The organism is Paenibacillus graminis, from assembly GCF_000758705.1.
Taxonomy (GTDB): domain Bacteria; phylum Bacillota; class Bacilli; order Paenibacillales; family Paenibacillaceae; genus Paenibacillus_AQ; species Paenibacillus_AQ graminis.
On record NZ_CP009287.1, the window covers coordinates 6,633,235 to 6,658,377 of the forward strand.

Sequence of the window (25,143 nt, forward strand, 5' to 3'; positions counted from 1 at the left end):
TCGGCAGGCTAGAATTTTTTCTTAACATTCTTGTCCAAATGATCGAGCATAATTCCGGTTCCTTTAACTACACAATGCATCGGGTCCTCCGCCACCCAGACCGGAACGTGCAGCTCCTCAGAGAGCAGCTCGTCCAGTCCGTTAAGCAGTGCGCCCCCGCCGGTCAATACGACCCCCCGGTCGATAATGTCCGCTGACAACTCCGGCGGTGTGCGTTCCAGCACCGATTTGGCCGCAGCCACGATGGAGGAAACCGGATCCCACAGCGCTTCTTTTACCTCACCTGAAGAAATAGTCAGCGTCTGGGGAAGCCCGCTTACCATATCGCGGCCGCGGATATCCATTTCGGACTTCATTCCGTCCGGACGGACCGATCCGATATTCAGCTTAATATCCTCTGCCGTACGCTCGCCGATCAATAGCTTGTACTTCTGTTTAATATATCTTAAAATGGCCTCGTCGAACTTGTCCCCCGCAATTTTGATCGAGGAGGCGGTAACGACGTCGCCCATGGACAGTACGGCTACATCCGTCGTTCCGCCGCCGATATCGACGACCATATTTCCACTTGGCTGATAAATGTCCATGCCCGCGCCTATCGCTGCAGCTTTGGGCTCTTCTTCCATAAAAACTTCCTTGGCCCCGCTGCGTTCAGCCGCTTCCCGGATTGATTTCTGCTCAACTGAAGTAATATTTGTGGGGGCGCAGATCAAAATACGGGGCCTTGCATACCACGAACGGCCGCCTACGCGGTCAATAAAATACTTCAGCATCATTTCCGTAATCGCAAAATCTGCAATGACTCCATCCCTAAGAGGACGGATCGTCGTAATATTTCCCGGTGTACGGCCTACCATCCGACGCGCCTGTTCGCCTACAGCAAGGACTTTCTTCGTATCACTTTCGAGCGTGACCACGGAGGGTTCATCCAGAACGACTCCCCTTCCCTTGACATGTATGAGCACATTGGCCGTGCCGAGATCGATTCCGATATCCTTGCTAAGCATAATGAAAGAGCCCCCAAAGTGTTATTTTAAAATAAAAGAAAGTATAAGTTTTACCTATACCTTAAACCATCTATTTCTCACTGGAACGGTTACCGTGCTTATATGGACGGAGCAGCCGTTACCTCTTAAATGAGTAAAATAGTTAGTTAGTCCCAAATTTAAAAATACCATACTTTAGGGGATGGATACAATGAAATAAAACTGAATTATTCCTTAAATTCCGAAAATCTTATGGCTTTGAGGCCACGGCGACCTCACGCTTTTTTCCTGTTGTTTTTTTATATTTAATTTTTGTGGCTTCTCCCCCCCGAAGATGGCGAATCGATTTGTGATATTCGAGAATGTGCTTCACCTGATCGGCCAGATCAGGGTTGATCTCGGGCAACCGCTCCGTTAAATCTTTATGCACCGTGCTTTTAGAAACGCCAAATTCCTTGGCTATGGTCCGGACCGTATGCCTGGTTTCCACGATGCAGCGTCCGATTTTAATCGTCCGTTCCTTGATGTAATCGTGCACGCTCCCGCCTCCCAACTGTGGATAGTTTGGTACATTATATGAGGGGCGGGCCTATATATTCGCGCTTTCAGGACGTGACAAGCTTCTGAAGGCTCATTTTATTTCCTGGACAACCTAAAATACCCTTCCGGGCAATGAAATGAGGAACAAAACGGATACACTGTATTTCACTGTAGTTCACTGGATGATGTAGCTGTAGTGAATTTCAATTTAGCGTTTGCCCGAAGCCCCCTTCGTGAATCCGGCGGCAATTCCAAGTGGAAAAAAGATCATTGATTTGCCCAGCACACGGATCTCCACGGCCTAAGTTGGAAAAAGGATCACTAATTCAGCTCATTTCGCTCCTGAAGGGGTAAAATAGAGCAATGAAGTTTCCTTTTTCCACTTAAATCTCCCATTTATTGATTTAGAGGAGAAATAAGTTCCTTTTTTCCAACTAGCGATTGTTCACCTGCTTCCTAAAAAACTAAAAAACAGGAGGCTCGGCAGCCTCCTGCTAAATTCTCAGCTTAGCGCTGCGGCAGTAAATCGGAAGGGTTGACCGGCTTGCCATCCTCGTACACTTCAAAGTGCACATGGTTGCCAAGATTCTTCTCGATTTCACTGCGGCCAGCGGTTGCCAGCATGTCGCCTTGCTTCACTTCATCGCCCTGTTTCACCTTGGTGTCACCGAGGCTTTGGTATACGGTCTTCAAATTGCCTGGGCTTGTGATCTCAACAACCTTGCCGAATACCGGAACATCTTCAACCCGCGTAACCTCACCACTGAGTGCAGCTTTGACATCAAAAGGCTGATTGTCTTCACGGGCAATGTCGATACCTGCGTTAGGCACGAAGGTGTCATTATACTGCACCATGGCTGCCACATGATTCTCTTCGGTCCCATTCTCATCATAGAATGGCTTAACTACTTCTACATCAGCCGGGTTGGCTACCGGCCAGACCAGGCTTTCGGCCGAGGCAACCACTTCGAGTGCTGCAGGGTCATCTTTGGCTGCTCCTGCTCCTGCCTCAGTCCCTGTACCTGCAGCTTCCTGAGAAACGACGGCGGCGGTGTCCGGATTCAGCGGCTTCTGGCCTGCGTCCTGATAGACCCACACCAAGGTTAGTATAATTGCCGCTGCCGCCGTGTAGACTGCCGGGAATACCCAGCGTTTAGATAACATTCTGTTCCATGAAGAAGGCTTAGCGCCTGAATCTCCCTGCTTGTTTTTGAGAGATTCATCATGGTTTTCCTTGTTTTTGTCTTGTTCATTCATATGTTTATCACCTCAGTAACCAGTGTTACCGGGCGCTTCGCTTTTATACGTATCTTGCAAGTTATTTTTTCAGAAGAGTTGAGACTTGGTTAAAAGAGATGCCGCTGTAATAGTGTTTGAGAATTTGTGTAGCGGTACTCCCCTGCTTGGCCATGCCGTTGGCCCCCCACTGGCTCATGCCGACCCCGTGGCCGTTTCCATAGGTTGTAATCAGAACCTTGTTCCCCTTCCGCTTCCAGGTGAACTGGCTGGAACGCAGCCCCAGCTTCTCCCGCACCTCCCTTCCGGTGTACACCGTACCGCCGATGGATATTTTTTGCACCCGGTGTCCGGCTGTCAGGGACAGTACCTCTGCAGGCAGCCCAGAGGCGAAGGAAGAGGAAATGGGCTTCGCTAGTGCAGAAGCTGCAAGATCTCTGGAAGCCGGAAGTGCCGCGTCCGAAATCCCCAGCTTCTGTATCAGTTCAGCATTCGAGAACGTATAGGTCACCGCCAGATTCGGCGTAATTTCCTGATCCCATGGACTTGCCACACTTCGCAGGTAAGGTACAGCCGCATTCCAGTAATCCTCCGAATTTTCGGTATAGCCTCCGCTGGAGGCAAAGAAGGATGCCGTGATTGGCTGTCCCTGGTAAGTCATAACCACCCCGCGCGTTTCCAGAACCGCGCGGCGGACCTTGGCCAGCTCGGCGCTCTTGCCGCCGCGCGTCCACTTCCGTTCCAGCGTGGTCCGGGAGACGTAAGCCTGATGGCTTACCGTATCCGTCACATCCGCACCCGGAACGGGTACGCCGCTGTGGTCGCCGGCCTGCAGGCGGCGCACAATGAAGGTGCGCGCCGCGACGGCTTGAGCTTTGAGCGCTTCCAGCTCAAAGCTCGGCGGCATCTCGGCCGCAACCACGCCGCTGACGTAGTCCTCCAGCGGCAAGGTCTCAATTTGTCCGCTATGCGACAAATAGACGGAAACCCTCGGCTGCGGAGCTTCCTTCGCAGCCGGTGCCGGCGGCGCCGGGGAGGCCGTAGCCTGAGGCACGGCCGGCGGCGCCGGTTGTCCCCCGCGCAGCGGGACAACCGCCAGCGGCAGCAGCAGCCCCGCCAGCAGGGGCGCTGCGAGCCAGGCGGCGGGGACGAGCCGCCTGGTCCGGGACTTCGCGCGCCGCACGGGCGCGAAGCGGCGCGGCTGTTTCATTCTGCGCTGCAGCAGGTAGCGGTAATCTTTCATCTCTATGTCTCCTTCCCTCAGTCACCGTTGATTCTTATAGATATGAGTTTCGGGCAACTGCTAGAACGCTATTCTGAGAGAAAGAGCAAGCTAAAAAGGCCTTACCGCATCAGCGGCAAGACCTTTCAGTGTTTTGTTGTTATACCCAGGTTGGCTGAATCTGAAAGCGGGGCTTAACCTCTTCGCTTTTGAAAGATTCGCTTCGGGCTGTCTCTGGTTTGAGAACCTCTTCCTTCACTGCCGAAGCAGTTGCATCCGATTCTTCCATGGAAATCCGCCATATGTCCGCACCAAGTCCCGACAGCTTCTCAGCCAAATTTACGTAACCGCGGTCAATGTGATGAGTCCCGCTGACTTCTGTTGTGCCTTCGGCAACAAGGCCTGCCAAAATCAGCGCAGCACCTGCACGCAAATCAGTAGCGCACACTTTGGCGCCAACCAGTTCAGCATTGCCGGTTACGATAGCGGAACGGCCTTCAATTTTGATCTCCGCGTTCATATTGTGGAATTCATCCACATGCATGAAGCGGTTCTCAAATACCGTCTCTGTTACCACGCTGGTACCTTCAGAACGAAGCAATAATGCCATCATCTGGGATTGCATATCGGTAGGGAAGCCCGGATAAGGCAGTGTCTTCAAATCCACAGCCTTGAGCGGTTTGTCGCTGATTACGCGGACCCCATTCTCATCCGGAATAATCGTAACACCCATCTCTTCCATCTTGGCGATAACCGGGCCGAGATGGTCTGCGATCGCGCCTTCCACATAGACATCACCGCCTGTTATTGCCGCAGCGGCCATATAGGTGCCTGCCTCAATCCGGTCAGGAATTACATGGTGCTTCACGCCATGCAGGCGTTCCACGCCTTCAATGCGTATCACTCCGGTCCCTGCGCCGCGCACGACCCCGCCCATACCGTTCAGGTAATTAGCCAAGTCGACAATTTCCGGTTCCTTTGCCGCATTCTCAATTACAGTTACGCCTTCGGCGAGTGCTGCCGCCATCATTATGTTTTCGGTCGCTCCTACGCTGGCCACATCCAGATAAACCTTGGCTCCGCGCAGCCGTCCGTTTGTTTTCGCTTCAATGTATCCCTGACCCAGACTAATTTCCGCGCCAAGCGCTTCAAAACCTTTCAGATGCTGGTCAATCGGTCTTGTTCCGATGGCGCAGCCGCCAGGTAAAGAAATACGCGTATGACCCAGTCGGGACAAAAGAGGGCCCATCACCAAAAAAGAAGCCCGCATTTTACGCACCCATTCGTATGGTGCCTCATAGGAAGTAATGCTTCTGGCATCTACCTCGATCACATCGTTCTGGTATGTAACACCCGCACCCAGAGATTCCAGCACTTTGCTGATGGTCATTACATCGTCTAGCGGAGGTGCGTCCACAATGACGCTGACTCCTTCTTCTGCCAATAGAGAGGCGGCTATGATCGGTAGTACGGAATTTTTTGCGCCGCTAACTTTCACGCTCCCGGTCAATCTGTTGCCACCGCGGACGATAAATTTGCTCATTACGGTTTCCCTCCGCGTCCATTATTTCTGAAATTATTTCTGATATTCATGCTCAGGGTATTATGCATTTCTTACCATTGCCTGACCTGCGCCCGAGGTGCGGGCACGCTCCTTAAACATCAGTGTTGACATAATAAAACCTTATTATTCGACACGTTTTTTACTCCTTAAGGCCTAAGACTGATATAACCAAAGCGGACTTTCTTAAAACATGTTGCGGATCTGCCCGCTCCAGCCCAGATAATCCAGCAGGAACCCAGCCACGAAGTGGCCCAGTACAATTGCCAGCAATAGATGCAGCAGTCTTCCCTGAGGGCTCTTGGGATATCTTATGACCAAATCGAGCTTAAGGTTCTGAAGTGCCCACCAAGATATTGCAACACAAAATAAAGAAACGATCATTGAAACCAAACCGCTGGTGCCGATCGAGCTTGACAACTCATCATAGAACCTTTGATCCATGTTAGCCCCGCCCCCCGTGTATTAAGTTACTCGGAAATCGACTCTTATATCATACTTGCGCAGGGGAAAAGAATCCAGTACTTTTACAAACTTTTAAACATTTCAGGCCATGTGAGGGTAGATGGTGGCATATTATTTACTTTTTCAAGCAGAAATGGCATCGCGGTTCCTTTATTTATCCTTATATCTGAAAAAAACGGCCAAGCCCCAGGCTTGACCGTACAGCTATTATTGTTGTCCTTTTCCGGTGGACACTTTGATCCGTGTAACGGCGCGCTGAAGCGCCAGCTCCGCACGGCGGTGGTCAATTTCGTCCTGTTTGCTGCGGGTCTGAAGGCGGCGCTGAGCCCGTTCCTTCGCCGCTTCGGCACGTTCAACATCGATTTCCGTAGGCAGCTCGGCACTTTCGGCCAGAACTGTCACCTTGTCTTTATGCACTTCCACGAACCCGCCATGAACAGCGATAGTGACTGTAGCACCATCCGTTTTTATGAACATCGGAGCAACCTGAAGTGGAGTCACAAGCGGAATGTGTCCCGGCAAAATACCCAGATCGCCATCGGCTCCCTTTACCGTCAGGCTGTTAACCTGCTTGGAGAAAACGAGATGCTCCGGCGTGACAATTTCCAACAGAAAGGTATTCACTTTCATTCCTCCTCAGAGCTTTACGAAATAAAGCTCGCATCGAAAGCATTATCCATAATTCAGGGTTACATCGATTTCGCTTTTTCAACCGCTTCTTCGATCGTTCCGACAAACAGGAACGCTGCTTCGGGAAGATCATCATGCTTGCCTTCCAGAATCTCTTTGAAGCTGCGCACGGTTTCTTTGATTGGCACGTATTTGCCTTTGAAGCCAGTGAATTGCTCGGCGACGTGGAAAGGCTGCGACAGGAAGCGCTCAACCTTACGGGCACGGGCTACAATGACCTTATCTTCTTCACTCAGCTCATCCATACCCAGGATGGCAATAATGTCTTGAAGCTCAGTATAACGCTGCAGCAGCTGCTTAACGCCCTGTGCCACGTTGTAGTGCTCTTCGCCGACAATTTCCGGAGCGAGGATACGCGAGCTGGAAGCCAGCGGGTCAACGGCAGGGAAGATACCTTTTTCGGAGATTTTACGCTCCAGGTTGGTAGTTGCATCCAAGTGGGCAAATGCCGTTGCCGGAGCAGGGTCAGTGTAGTCATCCGCCGGCACGTAAATAGCCTGGATTGAGGTAACTGAACCTTTTTTGGTGGAAGTGATCCGCTCTTGCAGCTGGCCCATTTCCGTTGCCAGTGTAGGCTGGTAACCTACGGCAGAAGGCATGCGGCCAAGGAGTGCGGAGACTTCGGAACCCGCTTGGGTAAAGCGGAATATGTTATCGATAAAGAGCAGCGTGTCGCGGCCTTCCACATCGCGGAAATACTCCGCCATGGTCAGTCCGGTCAAGGCTACACGAAGGCGTGCGCCCGGCGGCTCATTCATTTGTCCAAATACCATTGCCGTTTTCTTGATAACGCCGGAATCGGTCATTTCGTGATAGAGGTCATTACCTTCACGGGTCCGTTCGCCAACACCTGCGAATACGGAGATCCCGCCATGTTCCTGTGCGATATTGTTGATCAGTTCCTGAATCGTTACGGTTTTACCTACACCGGCGCCGCCGAAAAGACCGATTTTACCGCCTTTGGCGTATGGGGCGAGAAGGTCGATAACCTTGATCCCGGTTTCCAGAATCTCCGCTTGTGTCGACAATTCATCAAATGTCGGAGCCAGGCGGTGAATCGGGTTTCTGTCCGCAACAACTTCAGCACCGTTATCAATCGGATTGCCCAGCACGTTGAACACACGTCCAAGAGTTGCATCCCCCACCGGAACCGAAATTGGTCCTCCCTGGTCAAGTGCTTCCAAGCCGCGAACCAGACCGTCTGTGGAAGACATGGCGATACAACGCACCAGATTATCACCCAGGTGATTGGAAACCTCCAGGGTCAAATCAATGGCGCTGCCGTTTGCCAGGCTGGTTACAATCTTGATAGCGTTGAAAATCTCGGGCAACTGGCCGCGTTCAAATTCAATATCGACAACCGGACCCATAATGCTTACAACGCGTCCTTTGTTCATCTTAATATTTCCCTCCTCGAAAGCTGTTGCATTAAGAAGAAATCACCGCGCCGCATAAGCGACGAACAACATTCGCATGTACGGCACCCGTTTCTTATGAAAAATATAAGCCGAAGACATGGCTTCGCTTATATCCTAAGATTGCGCGTTCGCTCCGGCCACGATCTCGGTAATTTCCTGCGTAATGGCCGCCTGACGGGCACGGTTATACGTAAGGGTAAGGTTCCCGATCATTTTGGACGCGTTCTTCGTTGCGCTGCCCATTGCTGTCATTTTCGCACCCAGCTCGCTGGCCTTGCCATCCAGAATAGCGCTGTAAATCAGTGTTTCTGCATACTTAGGAAGCAGTACTTCAAGTACACCTTCTGCTGAAGGCTCATATTCATACGCTGCATGCAAGCCTTCTGCCTTTTTCTCCTGATGCTCCACAGGTTCCATAGGCAGCAATCGGTCTACCGTAGGCACCTGGCTGATTGCATTCACGAAACGGTTATAGCAGAGATACAGTTCGTCGTAGACGCCTGTTTCGAACTGCTGTACCGCCGAGTAGGCAATCGACTTGATGTCGGCAAACTTCGGTGTATCGGAGAGCTCAGTAATTTCCTCCACAATCGGATATTCACGGCGGCGCAGAAAGTCACGGCCTTTACGGCCAATAACGAACAACGCATATTCGTCCTTGGACTTATGGCGCTCTGCGAGCAGCATTGTCACTTTCCGCAGAATATTAGCGTTGTATCCGCCTGCGAGCCCTCTGTCGGAGGTTACAATCAAATACGCGGTTTTCTTCACGGGACGGCTGACCAGCATCGGATGCGTTGCACCCTGAGAACCGGCAGCGATACTGGCTACGACCTCTTTCAGCTTCTCTGAATACGGACGGGCCGCTTCTGCCTTCTCCTGGGCTTTGCGCAGCTTGGAGGCGGCGACCATCTCCATGGCTTTAGTGATCTGTCTGGTGTTCTGAACGCTCTTGATTTGACGTTTAATATCACGCATGCTTCTTGCCATGATTTCACCACCTTAGAGCTTTGACGAAGTCAAAGCTAACTTCGAAAGCATAATCTGAGCTTTGACGAATTCAAGCTAACTTCGTAAGCATATACCAGAGCTTTGGCTAGGCCAAAGCCCGATTTAGAGCAATAGTAGAGTTACAGCAGGACTTAGCTGGTCGCGAAACCTCTTTTGAACTTCTCGATAGCTTCTTTAAGAGCAGTTTCGTTATCAGCCGTCAAATCCTTGGTATCGGTGATAGACTTGGCAATTGCAGCAGCATTGCTGTCCATATAAGCCAGGAATTCCTTTTCAAACCGTTTTACGTCTTTGACAGGAATATCGTCCAAGTGGCCTTTGACAGCGGTATACAAGCTGATTACCTGATGCTCAACCGATAACGGCTGGTTCACGCCCTGTTTCAGAATTTCCATCATACGCGCACCACGGTTCAGACGGGCTTGTGTAGATTTATCCAGATCGGAACCAAACTGGGAGAACGCCTGAAGTTCGCGGTATTGGGCCAAATCCAGGCGAAGTGAGCCGGCAACCTTCTTCATCGCTTTGATCTGAGCCGAACCACCGACACGGGATACAGAAATCCCTACGTTGATCGCCGGACGTTGGCCGGAGTAGAACAGATCGGATTCCAGGAAGATTTGACCGTCTGTAATCGAAATTACGTTCGTCGGAATGTAAGCCGATACGTCAGAAGCCTGTGTTTCGATAAATGGCAGCGCGGTTAATGAACCACCACCAAGCTCATCGCTAAGCTTAGCCGCACGTTCCAGCAGACGGGAGTGCAGATAGAATACGTCACCAGGGAATGCTTCACGGCCCGGTGGACGGCGGAGCAGCAGTGACAATTCGCGGTAAGCGGACGCTTGCTTCGAAAGGTCATCATAGATGACAAGGACATGTTCGCCTTTGTACATGAAGTATTCGCCCATTGCACAGCCTGCGTATGGGGCGATATACAATAACGGGGACGGCTCGGAAGCCGATGCGGTTACTACGATTGTATATTCCAGCGCGCCGTGGCGGCGAAGGGTTTCAACAACCTGCGCTACGGTGGATTGTTTTTGGCCGATGGCAACATAGATACACTTCATGCCATTGCCTTTTTGGTTAATAATCGCATCAATCGCGATGGCTGTTTTACCCGTTTGACGGTCACCGATGATCAGCTCGCGTTGTCCGCGGCCGATTGGTACCATCGCGTCAATGGCCTTAAGACCTGTCTGCATCGGTTCATGCACCGATTTACGGTCGATAACGCCAGGTGCATTATTTTCCACCGGACGGAATTCAGTTGTTGCAATCGGGCCTTTGCCGTCCAGAGGCTGACCCAGCGCGTTCACTACGCGGCCGAGCATTGCTTCACCCACGGGAACCTGCATAATTTGTCCTGTACGTTTTACTTGATCGCCTTCACGAATCTCCGTGTACTCACCCAGGATAACAACACCGACGTTGCTTTCTTCCAGGTTGAGTGCCATGCCCACTACTCCGTTGGAGAACTCCAGCAGTTCCCCTGCCATCGCGTTTTCCAGACCGTAGACACGGGCGATACCGTCGCCGACTTGAATGACGGTGCCGATTTCGGCCACTTCGATATCGGCTTTATATTGCTCAATTTGACTTTTGATCAAACTGCTGATCTCTTCAGGTCTAATGCTCAATATCCTCACCCCTATCTTCTATGCTTATCATTAAAAGATTTCTCAAGACGCGTAAGTTTGCCGGACAGGCTGCCGTCATAGAGCGTATCGCCAATTATGACCTTGAGTCCGCCAAGCAGGCTCTTATCAACTACATTTGTGATACGGATATTCCGGCCCGACAAACGGCCGAATTCTTCGGCAACCTGCGTTTGCTCGCTGCTGCTGAGCAAATAGGTTGAATAGACGGTGGCATCTGCCAGACCAAGACTATCTCCTTCAATCTTGATATAGCTGTTCAGCAGATCCGGAAGGATATCCATTCTGCCACGCTTCATCAGAATTTCCAGAGTGTTGATAACCGCCCCCGACAGCTTGCCTTCCAACGCTTTTTTCAGCACGGCAAGCTTGTTTTCGCCGGTAATCCGCGGAGAGCTGATAAATCTCTGCAGCTCTGCATCCGAATTCAGCGCAGAAACCAGGCTTTTCAGATCCTCTTCAATTTCCATGATCTGCCGTTCTTCAAAAGCAACCTCGAACAATGCCTTCGCATATCTTTTGGCGACTATCGTATCCTGACTCATGACCGGCCTCCAACCTCTTTGAGGTATTGGTCAACAAGCGCTTCCTGCGCAGGATCGGAGCTGACTTCCTTTTGGAGCAACTTGGACGCAATTTTGACCGATGCCGCACCAAGCTCACCGCGCAATTCCTCAACCGCCTTATTCTTCTCGTTCTGGATATCACGAACTGCTTCATCCTTGATCCGTGAAGCTTCGACCTTAGCCTGATCAATCAGCTGTTCAGTTTGCTTGCTGCTGGTTTGTCTGGACTGTTCAATGATCTCAAGTGCTTCTTTACGGGCAGTTTGAAGCGCCTGTTTCTGCTCTTCAACATAAGAAACTGCCTGTTCGCGGGTCTGAGCAGCTTCATTCATCTGCTGCAGTACGAGTTCGCGGCGTTTCTCCATAACGGAGAACAACGGTCCGAAAGCGTACTTGTTCAGCAAAAAGTATAAAATCCCGAAGGCAATAATTGCCAGCACGGAAGACTCCCATACAAAAGACAATGTTAGACACTCCTTTCTGTTGCACGTTCATATCTTAGGTCTTTTCTAAAAAGAAGGCGCGGAGGGCTGTGGCCTTCCCCGCCAAACATGTGTAATTAATTAAGCTCCAACATAGAACATGAACGCAAGTACTACACCGATGATCGGCAGGGCTTCTACCAGAGCGACCCCGATGAACATTGTGGTTTGCAGTGTGGATTTAGCTTCCGGCTGGCGAGCGATGCCTTCTACTGTTTTACTTACAATCAGACCATTACCGATACCGGCGCCAAGCGCTCCCAAACCTACTGCAATTGCAGCTGCCAAATAAGCCATAACTCCCATTGTGTAAATCCTCCTCAAAGATATGTTTTAGTGTGTATTATCAGCCAGACTCGAAAGTAATTTCCGCCTTGGCATAAATCTTGTTTCTTACAATTCCCGCGTTTAGTGCTCGTCATGGGTTTCAAGCATTTGTGAGAAATACACCATGGTCAGCATTACGAAGATAAAAGCCTGGATGGTACCGATGAATATACTGAATCCTTGCCATACAATCAGGCCAAGTACAGAAGCGATCCAGCCCCCTACCCCAAGCGCAGCCAATTTGAGGATAACGGATATCAGCACCTCGCCGGCAAAGATATTACCGAAAAGACGCATCCCGTGTGTCAGCAGCTTAGATACCTGCTCAATCAAATTGATCGGGAAAAAGAACGGGTAAGGTTCAAAATAGTGTTTGAAATAGTTTTTGGTGTTGCGCGTCATACCCACAATATGGGTCATCAGGAAAATCATAACTGCAAGTCCCATTGCTACCGCAGGGTCTGCTGTTGGAGATTTCCACCACGCCACTCCTACTTCAGGTTCCTCGTGGGAGTCGGATTTCACCGTTCCCGCTTCAGCATCAGCATGGAGTTTGTCCAGTTCTTTGGTTACCGAAACAATTTCCTTCCCGAACACCTTGGCATGCTCTGCATCGTGATAATCCGTGACAATCCCTAACGGAAGCCCGAGGAGGTTGCCGACAAACAAAAACATGATCAGCGCCATACCGAGAGAAAGGAACGGTTTGCCTTTTTTGAGATCCATGGTACTTGAAATCAGGCCTTGAACGAATTCAACTGCCCATTCCAGGAAGTTTTGCAGTTTGCCGGGATTCTCGACCGATAGGTTACGCGTTGCCAGAAGCGCGAGCACAAAAACAATGGTACAGGTCACTAATAGCATCAGCACGATCGAAAGGTCGATATGTAAACCGCCCAGCATAATAATTGGTGATTTATGCATTTTTTCTCACCCCTTTCTCCAATGTAACCTTTAACTTTCTCTACGCGAAAACCCAATTCCTATTATAATAAGAAGAATTGGAGCCAAGAGCAAACTGCCTGCCACCGCAATCATATTAAAAACCTGCGGTGCTTTAAAGGCTACCATTACCCCCAAGAGACTAAGCGCAGCACGAGTCAGATACCCCAGGCTTACACGCCTCTTGCCTTCACCCGCCATGGTATCTGCCACTTGCCGGACTTTGTAGCCCAGGTAGGTCACATTAATGCATCCAATGGCTCCGCCAAGCGCCATGCCGAAGCCTATACTCCGGAAATCCGGAAATATGCCCGCAGCCAGAACGCATAGAACCACGAAGCAAAGTGTTGCCAATGCCAATACCTTGCGGTATCGAGACAGATCATCCATCACTTTCCTCCATGAAAGCTTTAATAATGAAGATGACACCTGTGATCCCGCACAACACACCCACAATGACTCCGAGTGCCACCCCGAGACCGGAGCTGTTCCATTTATCGTCCAGCCATGCTCCCAAGAAATAACCGCCCAGTGTAAAGGCGGCCAAATTGATCCCGACAGCGCTGACAAGACTCACGGCTTTGAGCGCGTGACCCGTCTGTTTATGCGGTTCTGCAGGCTTGTTAGGCCCCTTCATTTCAACACATCCTTAGAAGTCCCATTCATTTTACTGAATGTTACAAGAGTTTGTCAATCCAGCGCAAATCATGGCTTTTTCGGATGAAAGTATGAAAATAATCACAGCAAAAGATTCCAAAACCATATAAACCGTACAGTTTTACTGTATGTTGATTTTGGTGCATTCAGAATATCGATTTCAAGCTACTTTGTTCATTTTGTGAACATTCTGTGAAACTCTTCCGGACGGTCTTGAATTACACCGAAATGGTGCAAAATCGCATTGACAATTCTTTCGGAGGCTTTGCCGTCTCCATACGGGTTGGCGGCCCGGCTCATGGACTGATACAGCTCCTGATCAGTCAATAAAGCATGTGTCCGTTGATACACCTTCTCCTCGTCCGTGCCCACAAGCTCCAGTGTTCCGGCTTCGATCCCTTCCGGGCGCTCGGTCGTATCACGCAGCACAAGCACGGGAACTCCAAAGGAGGGAGCTTCCTCCTGCAGGCCGCCGGAATCGGTCAATATCAGGTGGGTATGCGGATAAAAATTATGCAGGTCAACGACATCCAGCGGATCAATCAGCTTGATTCTCGGATGTCCGCCAAGTATCTCATGCGCCGGTTCCTTGACTGCCGGACTCGGATGCACAGGATAGACTATAGCTACATCTTCAAATTCATCAGCGATTCTTTTGACAGCACGGAAAATATGACGGTGCGGTTCGCCTTGAGATTCTCTGCGGTGCGCCGTCATTAAAATAAGTCGTTTTCCTGAAGCAAAATCCAGTACAGGATGCCGGTAGTCCGGCTGTACGGTATATTGAAACACATCAGTTACGGTGTTGCCTGTGATATAAATACTTGATTCTTTTTTGTTCTCGTGTCTCAGATTGCCCGCTGACCAGTCGGTCGGAGAAAAGTGCAGATCTGCAAGAACCCCCGTCAATTGACGGTTCATTTCCTCGGGATACGGAGACAGCTTGTTCCAGGTCCTGAGTCCTGCCTCTACATGGCCTACCTGAATTTGCTGCAGGAAAGAAGCGTAGCTGGCTAGGAAGGTGGTAAGTGTATCCCCATGCACCAGCACCAGGTCTGGCTTCGCTTCCCGAAGCACCGGCTCCAGTCCCTCCAGCACCCGGATCGTAATTTCATTCAGCGTCTGGCGGTCTTTCATTACATCCAGATCATAGTCAGGAGTAATCTTGAATACTTCAAGCACCTGATCCAGCAGTTCCCGGTGCTGCGCTGTTACGCAAACAACGGATTCAATATGCTCGGGATGCTTGGCAAGCTCCAGGACCAAAGGCGCCATTTTGATCGCCTCGGGGCGCACTCCGAAAATCGTCATCACTTTAATTTTGGACATAACCCCTACCCTCTCTTCAAAAATCTTCATTATTGTTCGGTCTGCTTTGTTTGTTCTATAGTACTACTACTTAATTGAAATTCATTTGGTTCCATACAACCGGTCACCGGCATCCCCGAGTCCAGGGACGATATATCCGTGCTCATTCAGATGATCATCCAGCGCAGCAACATAGATATCTACATCCGGGTGGGCGGCTTGTACAGCAGCAACACCTTCCGGAGCGGCAATCAGGTTCATCATCTTGATCTGGGTGCATCCGCGGTTCTTCAGCGAGGTAATTGCGGCAATGGCAGAGCCGCCTGTAGCCAGCATCGGGTCAATCACAATCAATTCGCGTTCCTGGACATCTGTAGGAAGCTTGATATAATATTCGACCGGCTGAAGAGTTTCCGGATCACGGAACAATCCAACATGCCCTACCTTGGCTGCAGGAAGCAGCTTCAGCACGCCTTCTAGCATCCCCAGTCCTGCACGCAGAATCGGAATCAGACCCAGCATTCTTCCGGAGATCACTTTGCTCTGTGTCTCTGCTACCGGCGTCTGCACTGTGATAGTCTCCAGCGGGATGTCCCGCGTAATCTCATATGCCATAAGTGTAGCGACTTCATCAACATGCTCTCTGAACTCTTTCGTATTCGTCCGCACATCGCGAATAAATGTTAATTTGTGCTGAATCAAAGGATGATCGCAAATCACCAATTTTCCCATTCTTGTCCCTCCGGTAATTGTAAGTCTTATTTATAGCCGTAGTAAGCGCTTTTGCTTCTCCCATGGCTAAATCCTGTCTATTATATCATCACCCGGGGTGTATTTCACCTACGAAGGACTGGTTCTGCAGACGCAAATCCGTCTATTGCCAGGTTGAATCTGCAAAGGGTCCAGATCTTTCTCCTTTAATTCAATGATTAACGCGGCTTAGTTTGTGCCATTTTGCTCATTTAATACTTTTCACATTTCTTTCACTATTATTGTTGAAATTTTCATGAACTTTCATAAATATTTCATGAGGATTTTCGACAAATTTATAGCTTTAAATGTGAACATTGTGCAACAAGTAGGCTGGTCTTCGCAAAAAAGCCTCCGCAATACCAGAAATTCCGGTATTGCAGAGGCTATTGATGTCAGGGCTGAAGCTGTCTTCCTTAGTATTGCAAACCCGGATAAATCGGATACTGCTCAGTAAGTGCGGCTACTTCACGGGCAGCCTCGGCGAGTTTCCCTTCATCTTTAGGATTCTTCAATACACTGGCGATGATGCGGCCGATGGTAACCATCGCCTGCTCGTTCATTCCTCGCGAAGTGACTGCAGGTGTACCGATACGGATACCGCTTGTTACAAACGGGCTGGTTGGATCAAACGGAATAGCGTTCTTGTTCACTGTAATACCGATCGAATCAAGAACCTTCTCCGCATCCTTGCCTGTAATATTCAAGTTACGGGTATCGAGCAGCATCAAATGGTTGTCCGTACCGCCGGATACAATGTTAACCCCTTCACCAATCAGTGTCTCTGCCAGCACTTTGGCGTTCTTCACCACATTTTCGGCATAGGTTTTGAATGAAGGCTGAAGAGCTTCACCAAAGGAAACGGCTTTGGAAGCAATCACGTGCATTAACGGTCCGCCCTGGGAGCCGGGGAATACGGCCTTGTCAATCGCCGCCGCCCAAGGCTGTCTGCAGAGAATCATGCCTCCGCGGGGGCCGCGCAGCGTTTTGTGTGTGGTTGTTGTAACAAAATGTGCATGCGGCACGGGGCTCGGATGAAGGCCTGCAGCGACCAGTCCGGCGATATGTGCCATATCTACCATGAACAAGGCGCCTACATCATTCGCAATCGAACCGAGGGCTTCAAAATCAATCGTTCGTGGATACGCGCTTGCTCCGGCTACGATCAATTTTGGACGGTGTTTGAAGGCTGCCTTGCGCACTTCATCATAATCAATCAGGAACGTATCCTCCTGCACGCCATACGCCACAAAATTATACAGCAATCCGGAGGCATTCACCGGGCTGCCGTGCGTCAGATGGCCGCCGTGTGCCAGGTTCATCCCGAGGACAGTGTCGCCGGGATTCAGCGCGGCAAGATAAACCGCCATATTGGCCTGGGCACCGGAATGCGGCTGCACATTGGCATGATCGGCACCGAAGAGCTGCTTGGCACGGTCACGGGCCAGATTCTCCACGATATCCACATCTTCACAACCGCCATAATACCGTTTGCCGGGATACCCTTCGGCATATTTGTTCGTGAGCACAGAACCCATCGCTTCCATTACAGCTTCGCTGACGATATTCTCCGAGGCAATAAGCTCAATGTTAGCACGCTGACGGCTCAGCTCCAGTCCCATCGCTTCCAGTACTGCCGGGTCACTCTTACGCAATTGTTCCATGATTCTTATTTCCTCCCTAGTGCTCTTTAGTTTATGTTGCTTGTGTGAAGACAAACTATAATCAGCAGCATTCCGTCAACCAACTTCGTTTCCTTAGTCGCAGGTCCGTGATCCGCTGGTCTCCGGATTACGGTATACCGCACGTTCCCCGCCGATGAGCGGAGGTCGGCTCCAGGCCGCATTCACCCGGGCGGAGCCAATGTAGCGCAGGCTTGGCCGAAAAGGGACGGCTACCCGGCGCAAATGCATGCCGATCAGCGTCTCGCCGATATCGATGCCGGCATGTGCCTCCACCGTTTCGGCTAGCACAGGATCAGCCATCGAGCGGTACGCAGCGGCAGCCATTGAACCGCCGGCTCCCGGTATCGGCACCGCCGACACTTCCCTGAGTCCCAGCTTATCCAGCAGTGAGCGTTCCATAACCAGCGAACGGTTCAAGTGCTCGCAGCACTGGTATACCGGATGAAATCCCCGTTCCTCCGCGACTTGCACAATTCCCTCCAACAGCTGCTGTGCCACCTCAAGCGCGCCGCCGGTGCCAATACGGACCCCGGCCACCTCACTTGTACTTGCCCCAACAACCAGAATCTTACCGGGCCCCAGCTTCCCGGCTTCTGACAGCTCGCGCACCACAGCAGCGGTTGCAGCCGTTAAAGACAGCTCCGCTCCTGCCGGTTGATCCGCATCCCCGGCTGCATTGCCGGATACCGGATTCACCCGTGAGTCCTGTTTCATGATATGATCCATCACTTAAGCCTCCCTCAAGCAAGTAGAAACGGTTTTGTGGTCCCTTTTTAAGGACGGTACCGTTTCAGTGAGAAATATAAGGATGATTTACAAACGACACCTACAAATCCTTATATTTCATTGGAAAAATGAGCCTAACCGTATGCTGTATTTTAAACAAAAAAGAGCAGTCCGCAGGTGGCTGCGGATGTGCTCTTTTGCCCAGGCGACCGGCCGTTTATTCCAGTGCTCCATCGTGGTTTGATCCACACTTGTCGCCAGTTACACTGGAACCGGGTAATATTTATTTCATCTTAAAGGAACGGCCGCGAAAAATCAACCATCTTTACAAACGGCGTAAGGACTCCAGCTTATCCAGAAGACTGTACAGCGCTGTACGGATCTCGGCTGCGGCAAGCTCATAATCTTCCCGCGGACCTCCGAAGGGATCGGAAATATCAAAGCTTGGAATCCGCTGACGGATTTCAATGATCCGCTGCAGATCGGCCGATTTCGGCTCTGCACCCAGCGCAAGGCTAAGCTCGGCATCGGCATAGAGGCTATCCAGCTCACGGATATCTGCGTTCACGGTTTCTTCATCGTAGACGTATTCTTTTAGCGTATAAGTTTTCGCAACGGCATCAGGGAAATATTGCAGCAAGTGGCGTTTGTGTCCCCCTGTGAGGGTCAGCACCAGATCCGCCCAGGCTACTGTCTCTGCATTTAGCTGCGTGGACAGGATATGATCATGAATTCCTTCGTCCCGCAGAATCGCTGCGGCATGTCTGGACATGGAAGTTCCGGAAATGGCGGAGACGCCTGCAGACCGCACTTCCACGTCAATTCCCCGCTCCTTCGCAAGTTTCCGGAGAAGCCCCTCTGCCATAGGACTACGGCATGTATTCCCTGTGCAGACGAATAAAATATGCAGCATACTTTCCACCTCCATGAAAAAAATAAACTTAAATTTTTGTTGTGCCGTTATTGTATCAGAAGATGAACAGTAAGCCAAACGCAAGCAGAATCCCGCCGCCCAGCGCCTCTCCGTAACCGCCTAATCCACGGCTGACTCTCCGGCCCAGCAGCAGGCCCGAAATAGACATCAGACCGCCGCAGGCTCCAAAAGCAAGCACGGTTAATGCTATGCTATTCACAAACATCCCCAAGGAAACCCCTACGGAGAAGGAATCTACACTCACACTGAGCGAAATCAGCAGCATCCCCCAGAATGTCCGGTGATTGACAGGCTCACGGCGGGAATGATCCGCCCGGAAGGAGTTGAACACCATATGTCCACCCAGCAGCACAAGCAGCCCTCCGGCGGCATAAGTAGTAACTTGTCCAAGCAAATGCCCGACATAGCTCCCCGTAAACAAGCCAAGCAGCGGCATCAGCACATGAAAAAAAGCAATCAGAAGACTGAGCTGCAGCACATGCAAAAGACGGATGCCCTTCATCCCGATGCCTACACCGAGTGAAAAAGCATCCATCCCCAGTGCGATTGCCATAATGGCAATCGTTACAATCTGGCCCCAGCCAGCATATACTCCCCCCATGTCCATGCCCATACCCCCAAAGTCCGAAAGTCTTGTACCACCACCATATGCGGACAAGGGTGGATTCATGACTGGGCATGGAAGGCAAGGGAACAGAGAAGTTCCCGCTTAAAGATCGAACTGGTGATTATTCTAGCAGACCCGGGGTGCGACAGCGAAGACTGGCGGGGTCAGCCTGCGTCGATGACGGTACCTCCGGAGGCTTTCATCAGCCGGTTCATGATTGCGGCACCGAGGCCGGTATCCGGGCAGGCCTCGGCCAGAATATAGGTCGCTCCCGCTTCATCGAAGCGCCGCAGCGCGGCATACAGGGAGCGTGCCCCTTCCTCCGGCGAGGCCAGCGAGCCGAGGGAAACGATGCAGGCGGCCGCCCCGGCGGGATACAGGGCCTTATGCTCCTCAAAGAGGAGCAGGCCCGTAATCTCGCCGGCGCGCTGCGCCGCCTGCAGCAGGCCCGCGGCGGCTTCCGCCACGCCCCGCGCGGAAGCCCCGCGCACTACGCCAAGCGCTCCGCGCGGGGCGTAATGCGTGTACTTCATGCCCGGCGCGCGCGGCGCCGGGCTGCTGTCCCCGGCGGCCTGCGCCGCGCCGGGGGACTGGGCGGAAGCCGCCGCAGGCGCTTCCGCAGGTTCCGTGGACATGCCGCCAGACCCGGCGGCATCGTCCACGGCAGCAGCCGGAGCCGCAGCGACGGCTCCGGGACCGAGCACCGCCGCGAGCTGCTCGGCGGTGATGCCGCCGGGACGGAGCACCAGGGCCGTCCCGTCCGGCTGCACCTGCACGACGGTCGACTCCAGGCCGACACCGGCCGCGCCGCCGTCAAGCACCCCGCCGATGTATCCGGCGAGGTCTTCCAGCACATGGGCGGCCAGCGTAGGACTCGGCCGCCCGGAGCGGTTGGCGCTGGGCGCGGCCACCGGACAGCCCGCCGCGCGGATCAGCGCCAGCGCGAGCGGATGGTCCGGCATACGCACGCCCACCGTGTCCAGCCCAGCCGTTACCAGCGGAGACAGTACACCGGGCCGGACAGGCAGCACGACGGTCAGCGGGCCCGGCCAAAAAGCGTCGATCAACGCCGCCGCAGAAGGGTGCACCTCTGTCACCAACCCCTCCAGATCGCTCCGCCGGGCAATATGCACAATGAGCGGATTGTCGGAAGGCCGGCCCTTGGCGGCAAAGACTGCTTCTACCGCAGCTGTGCTGCCGGCATCCGCCCCCAGCCCGTACACCGTCTCCGTCGGGAACGCGACAGTGCTTCCTTCACGCAGCAGAGCTGCTGCCTCTGCAATGGCTTGCCGGTCCGCTTCGCTCTGCGGATAAGGTCCGGAGTCCACACCAGGTTCCTCTGCCGATGACAGCTTCCAGTACCGGGTGGAATCTATTTGGCCGCTGCGGCGCTGGACCGCAAACGAAGAATCTTTGGTCATTCACATCACAAGCTTTCATAGAAATTTCAACAAAAGCGGCCCCACCAGGTGGCGCCGCAGGTAATCCGCTTCAATGCACATTCTATCGTAACATAGCCCGTTATAGATTCATAGAAGCTCAGCTGAACAATCCGCTGATCCAGCTCCAGATATTCTGCAGCAGCTCCAGGAAGAAAAATTTCACTTTCGGCGTTTCCGCTTCCCCGCTTGCCCCATCGGCTGCAGTAGTATCAGAAGGTGTGGCAACCGCTCCCTTCACCGCCGCGTTCACTTGGGCATTCTCTCCGGCTGCAGCAGCCGGGACGGTTCGGGCCTTGGCCGCGGCAGGCGCTGCCGCATCTCCTGATCCTGCATCGATAAAACACAGCGGAGGGAACAGCACGCACCACCAGTTCTGCCCCCGTCCTGCACCCAGTGTGACCCGTACCGCTTCATATTCTCCGGCCGGATAGACAGTGCCTCCGTACATTTTGGTCGGGAAGGGAACGACGCCCAGCTCAACTGTATAGCCATAGTCAATCCCCCGCTCTTTCAGTTCCCCGGCCACCAGCGCATTCAGTTCCGGCAAATGGCTCCGGATCAATTTCCGGGCCTGCTCCAAACTCTGCGGATCTTCCAGCTGGGCCACCCACTGGTTCATCTGTTCGACTATACTATCGCGGATCTGGCGTTTGGCCAGCTGATCACCCGCCGCATCCGAGTTCGCCAGAATGCGCAGCCGTATCGAATCCTGCGGAATCGACACCTCCGCTACGGCGGCATCGGTTTTTTGCCCTTCCCAGGCCATCATGAGGATCATAAAAAAACAAATTAAAATGGCAGTATACTTAAAAGTTACCCGCAAGGAATCCTGTCTTCCAGCCTTGAACTGTTCCATCTCCAGCAGCCCCTCTCCCTCAAAAACTCTTATGCCCCTAGTATGTCCAGGGATGAGAGACTGCAAACCTATTAAACTATTCATTTATTCACTTCAGAAATACACTGCAGGCGCAGGGAGATCTTCCTCCACATCCCGTCCATACAGCAGCACACTCATGGCAATCCCCATACTGGCCATATTAATCACGATAGAGGTCCCGCCATAACTAATGAACGGAAGCGTAATGCCGGTCAGCGGCATGAGGCCGATATACGCCCCGATGTTCTCAAAAATCTGGTACAGCAGCATCGCCACAATCCCAATAATCAGAAAAGGTCCTGCACGTTCCTGGCATTCCAGAGCGATCATGATCATCCGGTGAATCAGAATAAAAAACAGCAGCAGGAGCAATGCCGCCCCTACGAAACCAAACTCTTCGGCAATCTGTGCAAATATCGCATCCGTATACAGCACCGGTATTTTACCAGACTGGACTGAGCCGCCCTTCATATATCCTTCTCCGCTGAGCCCACCCGAGGCAATGGCTATCTTGGCATTCCGCGTCTGATAGCTGTCGTCGCTGCTGGCCAGCTCCGGGACCAGCCAGGGGTCGAAGCGGGCCACAAAGTGCTTGCGGCCAATGGTCTCGCTGAGGAAATTTGTCATCTGCTCATGATAGTTGATATAGCTGTAAATAAAACCGAATATTGCGCCGCCAAAAATAATCAGACCGATCAGGGCATGGGACCATTTCATCCGGCCAATCCACAGCAGACCGACCAGAATGACCATGTAGCTCAGCGCATTGCCCAGATCGTTCTGGATAATGACGATTGCAAACGGCAGCAGCGCCACCAGACTGAGCGGCACAACATCACGCCAGAACAGAAGCTCACCTTTGTTTTTGCGGACCAGCAGCGCAGCGAGCGCAAGAATCAGGATCAGCTTGAACAGCTCCGCCGGCTGAAGGCTTAACCCTCCGACTTCAAGCCATCCCCGCGCCCCGTTTTTCACTTTGCCTACAAAGCTGACCACGACCAGTATCCCAACACCCATTATATAAATATAGTGTGCATATTTAACCAGAAGCCGGTAATCAAACAGGGACAGCCCAAAAAAGGCAACGAAGCCCACCCCGTACCACTTTATCATCTGGATGTGCAATCCATCGTCTTTTCGCCCGTGGGTGACGCTGTATATCGATAAAATACTGATAGCCATCAGCATAAGCAGCACAACGACGATGACGCCATCTATCTTTTTGAATCTCTGCAGCATGGAACAGACCCCTAACTATGTCCGGATTTAGGCTTGCCCGCTACGCATGCATTTAGAGCGAACATAGAGCGAACATTTAGAGCGAAGCCGTTGATTTCCATTTTAAAGCAAGGCACAGGGTAAATACAATTTTTTTACAACTGTCCACAAAATCCCTGGGTTTGGACACCCGCTGCCTAACAACAAAAAACCGCCGGCCCATCAATAGATGGGCTCAGCGGTTCGGGTTAACTGTGATTGAACTATCCCTGCTTGGCCGGGGAGGTGTAGACCGATGGACTCGGCAGATCCTCTTCCACTTCCTGACCGTGCAGGCGCACACTCATAACCAAGCCGATACTGGCCATATTAATCATGAGCGAAGTTCCCCCATAGCTGATGAAGGGCAGTGTAATGCCGGTCAGCGGCATCAAGCCGATAAATGCGCCGATATTTTCAAATATCTGATAGAGCATCATGGCAACAATTCCGACGATCAGGAAAGGCCCTCCCCTATCCTTGCTCTCCAGTGCAATCAGAATCATCCGGTGAATCAGTATAAAGTAGAGCAGCAGCACCAGCGCCGAGCCTACGAAGCCAAACTCCTCAGCGATCTGCACAAAGATGGAATCCGAATAGGTGTAAGGCACCCGGTCCGTCTGCACGGAGCTGCCCTCCATGTATCCTTCGCCGCTCATCCCACCCGAGGCGATGGCCAGCTTCGCATTTTTGGTATGATAGCTCGCCTTGGCCGTCGCTTCGTCAGGGACCAGCCAGGGATCAAACCGCTCCACCCAGTGTGAACGGCCGATGTCTGTAAGAAAATCTTTGATTTCATCGTGGTAGTGAATGTAGCTTATTATCCCCCCCGCTGCGATACCGCCTATAACCAGCAGTCCAATCAGCGCATGGGTAAACTTGATATTGCCGATCCACAGCAATCCGACCAGGATGACGATATAGGAAAGGGCGTTGCCCAGGTCATTTTGACTGATGACAATCAGGAACGGCAGCAGGGTAAGCAGTCCCAAAGGAACTACATCACTCCAGAACAGCAGCCTGTTTTTGTGCTTGCGCACCAGTACGGCTGCCAGGAACAGAATCAATATCAGCTTGAACAGCTCCGCTGGCTGCAGACTGAAGCCTCCGAATTTAATCCAGCCCTGGGCTCCGTTCTGCTCCTTGCCGATAAAACTGACCAGCACCAGAATCCCAATTCCCGTAACATAAATGTACAGCGCGTACTTTACGAGCAGCCGATAATCCACAAAGGTCAATCCTATAAAAGCGATGATGCCCAGCACATAGAACTTAATCATCCGCAGATGCGCCCCATCCAGCTTATCCCGTCCATGCGTGACGCTGTATATGGAAAAAATACTGACGACCATCAACAGCAGTAAAATGATTACGATGACGCCGTCGATCTTTTTAATCTTCTGAAGCATATTCTGTCTCCTTACTCTGTACTGGGTCTTCTGAAATTCCTGTCTATGCTGAAGTCCCGTCAATTTCATTGTAAAGGAAGGGGCATCAAAAATACAATTCCATACGAAAACGGTTCTGCTCCGCCGCGCGGATGTCCGCTCATACCGGTCCAGTTCATAGCAGCACGCAGTATATCCGGTAATAGGTAACTCGAATGCCTTACTTATGCTCACTCACTTAGTAGTTAAAGGTGGAAAAAGTAGAACTAAATCAGCGGTTATCGGCCTCAGCATCATCATTAGTGGGAAAAAGTAGAACTAATCCGGCTGTTTTGAGTAACTTGCCTTGATTTCTTTCGAATTAAGTGGAGAAATTCCCACTAACTATCAATTTGGGCGTGCCTC

26 protein-coding genes and 1 riboswitch are annotated in these 25,143 nt (G+C 51.8%); all 26 genes read right to left on the minus strand.

Annotation, left to right across the window (positions count from 1 at the left end; genetic code table 11):
- Positions 1–8 precede the first annotated feature (8 nt).
- Positions 9–1,007: a rod shape-determining protein gene (gene mreB, locus PGRAT_RS28730; protein ID WP_042267561.1), complete on the minus strand. Its 999-nt coding sequence runs from the start codon at positions 1,005–1,007 to the stop codon at positions 9–11.
- Between the two features lie 229 nt (positions 1,008–1,236).
- The gene (gene spoIIID / locus PGRAT_RS28735) at positions 1,237–1,524 is read right to left on the minus strand and encodes a sporulation transcriptional regulator SpoIIID (protein WP_019915029.1); all 288 of its coding nucleotides are present in this window, start codon (positions 1,522–1,524) and stop codon (positions 1,237–1,239) included.
- Positions 1,525–2,033: 509 nt separating this feature from the next.
- The gene (locus PGRAT_RS28740; RefSeq protein WP_025705046.1) at positions 2,034–2,783 is read right to left on the minus strand and encodes a M23 family metallopeptidase; all 750 of its coding nucleotides are present in this window, start codon (positions 2,781–2,783) and stop codon (positions 2,034–2,036) included.
- A gap of 61 nt (positions 2,784–2,844) precedes the next feature.
- On the minus strand, positions 2,845–4,005 hold the full coding sequence (gene spoIID, locus PGRAT_RS28745; RefSeq protein ID WP_042267563.1) for a stage II sporulation protein D: 1,161 nt from the start codon (positions 4,003–4,005) through the stop codon (positions 2,845–2,847).
- Between the two features lie 139 nt (positions 4,006–4,144).
- Positions 4,145–5,527: a UDP-N-acetylglucosamine 1-carboxyvinyltransferase gene (gene murA / locus PGRAT_RS28750; protein WP_025709076.1), complete on the minus strand. Its 1,383-nt coding sequence runs from the start codon at positions 5,525–5,527 to the stop codon at positions 4,145–4,147.
- 204 nt (positions 5,528–5,731) lie between these two features.
- On the minus strand, positions 5,732–5,989 hold the full coding sequence (locus PGRAT_RS28755; protein ID WP_025709075.1) for a DUF1146 family protein: 258 nt from the start codon (positions 5,987–5,989) through the stop codon (positions 5,732–5,734).
- 228 nt (positions 5,990–6,217) lie between these two features.
- On the minus strand, positions 6,218–6,634 hold the full coding sequence (locus PGRAT_RS28760; protein WP_025709074.1) for a F0F1 ATP synthase subunit epsilon: 417 nt from the start codon (positions 6,632–6,634) through the stop codon (positions 6,218–6,220).
- A 65-nt stretch (positions 6,635–6,699) separates the two neighbouring features.
- Complete coding sequence (atpD, locus tag PGRAT_RS28765) at positions 6,700–8,097, minus strand: F0F1 ATP synthase subunit beta (protein ID WP_025709073.1); 1,398 nt, start codon at positions 8,095–8,097, stop codon at positions 6,700–6,702.
- A 135-nt stretch (positions 8,098–8,232) separates the two neighbouring features.
- Entirely contained in the window at positions 8,233–9,108 is an 876-nt protein-coding gene (atpG, locus tag PGRAT_RS28770; RefSeq protein ID WP_025709072.1) for an ATP synthase F1 subunit gamma, read from the minus strand.
- Positions 9,109–9,260: 152 nt separating this feature from the next.
- Positions 9,261–10,772 (minus strand): F0F1 ATP synthase subunit alpha, encoded by a 1,512-nt coding sequence (atpA, locus tag PGRAT_RS28775; RefSeq protein ID WP_025709071.1) that lies wholly within the window; start codon positions 10,770–10,772, stop codon positions 9,261–9,263.
- A gap of 11 nt (positions 10,773–10,783) precedes the next feature.
- The gene (locus tag PGRAT_RS28780) at positions 10,784–11,335 is read right to left on the minus strand and encodes a F0F1 ATP synthase subunit delta (protein WP_025709070.1); all 552 of its coding nucleotides are present in this window, start codon (positions 11,333–11,335) and stop codon (positions 10,784–10,786) included.
- Positions 11,332–11,820: a F0F1 ATP synthase subunit B gene (gene atpF / locus PGRAT_RS28785; protein ID WP_025709068.1), complete on the minus strand. Its 489-nt coding sequence runs from the start codon at positions 11,818–11,820 to the stop codon at positions 11,332–11,334. Before atpF ends, PGRAT_RS28780 begins: the two co-directional genes overlap by 4 nt.
- Before the next feature lie 99 nt (positions 11,821–11,919).
- Positions 11,920–12,144, minus strand: a complete 225-nt coding sequence (gene atpE, locus PGRAT_RS28790) for a F0F1 ATP synthase subunit C (RefSeq protein WP_025709067.1) — start codon at positions 12,142–12,144, stop codon at positions 11,920–11,922.
- 102 nt (positions 12,145–12,246) lie between these two features.
- Entirely contained in the window at positions 12,247–13,089 is an 843-nt protein-coding gene (gene atpB / locus PGRAT_RS28795; RefSeq protein WP_025709066.1) for a F0F1 ATP synthase subunit A, read from the minus strand.
- A 30-nt stretch (positions 13,090–13,119) separates the two neighbouring features.
- Positions 13,120–13,497, minus strand: coding sequence for an ATP synthase subunit I (locus PGRAT_RS28800; RefSeq protein WP_025709065.1), 378 nt, complete (start codon positions 13,495–13,497; stop codon positions 13,120–13,122).
- The gene (locus PGRAT_RS28805) at positions 13,490–13,744 is read right to left on the minus strand and encodes an AtpZ/AtpI family protein (RefSeq protein WP_025709064.1); all 255 of its coding nucleotides are present in this window, start codon (positions 13,742–13,744) and stop codon (positions 13,490–13,492) included. Before PGRAT_RS28805 ends, PGRAT_RS28800 begins: the two co-directional genes overlap by 8 nt.
- A gap of 194 nt (positions 13,745–13,938) precedes the next feature.
- Entirely contained in the window at positions 13,939–15,093 is a 1,155-nt protein-coding gene (gene wecB / locus PGRAT_RS28810; RefSeq protein ID WP_020426094.1) for a non-hydrolyzing UDP-N-acetylglucosamine 2-epimerase, read from the minus strand.
- A gap of 81 nt (positions 15,094–15,174) precedes the next feature.
- The gene (gene upp, locus PGRAT_RS28815; protein ID WP_020426095.1) at positions 15,175–15,804 is read right to left on the minus strand and encodes a uracil phosphoribosyltransferase; all 630 of its coding nucleotides are present in this window, start codon (positions 15,802–15,804) and stop codon (positions 15,175–15,177) included.
- A 434-nt stretch (positions 15,805–16,238) separates the two neighbouring features.
- Positions 16,239–17,489, minus strand: coding sequence for a serine hydroxymethyltransferase (locus tag PGRAT_RS28820; RefSeq protein ID WP_025709062.1), 1,251 nt, complete (start codon positions 17,487–17,489; stop codon positions 16,239–16,241).
- A gap of 90 nt (positions 17,490–17,579) precedes the next feature.
- The gene (locus tag PGRAT_RS28825; RefSeq protein ID WP_081954774.1) at positions 17,580–18,233 is read right to left on the minus strand and encodes a TIGR01440 family protein; all 654 of its coding nucleotides are present in this window, start codon (positions 18,231–18,233) and stop codon (positions 17,580–17,582) included.
- Between the two features lie 192 nt (positions 18,234–18,425).
- A riboswitch (ZMP/ZTP riboswitch) is annotated at positions 18,426–18,508 on the minus strand.
- A gap of 50 nt (positions 18,509–18,558) precedes the next feature.
- Entirely contained in the window at positions 18,559–19,146 is a 588-nt protein-coding gene (locus PGRAT_RS28830) for a low molecular weight protein arginine phosphatase (RefSeq protein ID WP_025703635.1), read from the minus strand.
- Between the two features lie 55 nt (positions 19,147–19,201).
- Positions 19,202–19,774, minus strand: a complete 573-nt coding sequence (locus PGRAT_RS28835) for a manganese efflux pump MntP (RefSeq protein ID WP_155990302.1) — start codon at positions 19,772–19,774, stop codon at positions 19,202–19,204.
- A 164-nt stretch (positions 19,775–19,938) separates the two neighbouring features.
- On the minus strand, positions 19,939–21,195 hold the full coding sequence (locus PGRAT_RS28840; RefSeq protein ID WP_081954775.1) for an L-threonylcarbamoyladenylate synthase: 1,257 nt from the start codon (positions 21,193–21,195) through the stop codon (positions 19,939–19,941).
- Between the two features lie 118 nt (positions 21,196–21,313).
- On the minus strand, positions 21,314–22,072 hold the full coding sequence (gene spoIIR / locus PGRAT_RS28845; RefSeq protein WP_042267566.1) for a stage II sporulation protein R: 759 nt from the start codon (positions 22,070–22,072) through the stop codon (positions 21,314–21,316).
- 93 nt (positions 22,073–22,165) lie between these two features.
- Complete coding sequence (locus PGRAT_RS28850) at positions 22,166–23,332, minus strand: FtsW/RodA/SpoVE family cell cycle protein (RefSeq protein ID WP_025704010.1); 1,167 nt, start codon at positions 23,330–23,332, stop codon at positions 22,166–22,168.
- A 242-nt stretch (positions 23,333–23,574) separates the two neighbouring features.
- A complete protein-coding gene (locus PGRAT_RS28855) occupies positions 23,575–24,759 on the minus strand; it encodes an FtsW/RodA/SpoVE family cell cycle protein (RefSeq protein ID WP_025704011.1) in 1,185 nt (394 codons plus the stop codon).
- Positions 24,760–25,143 lie beyond the last annotated feature (384 nt).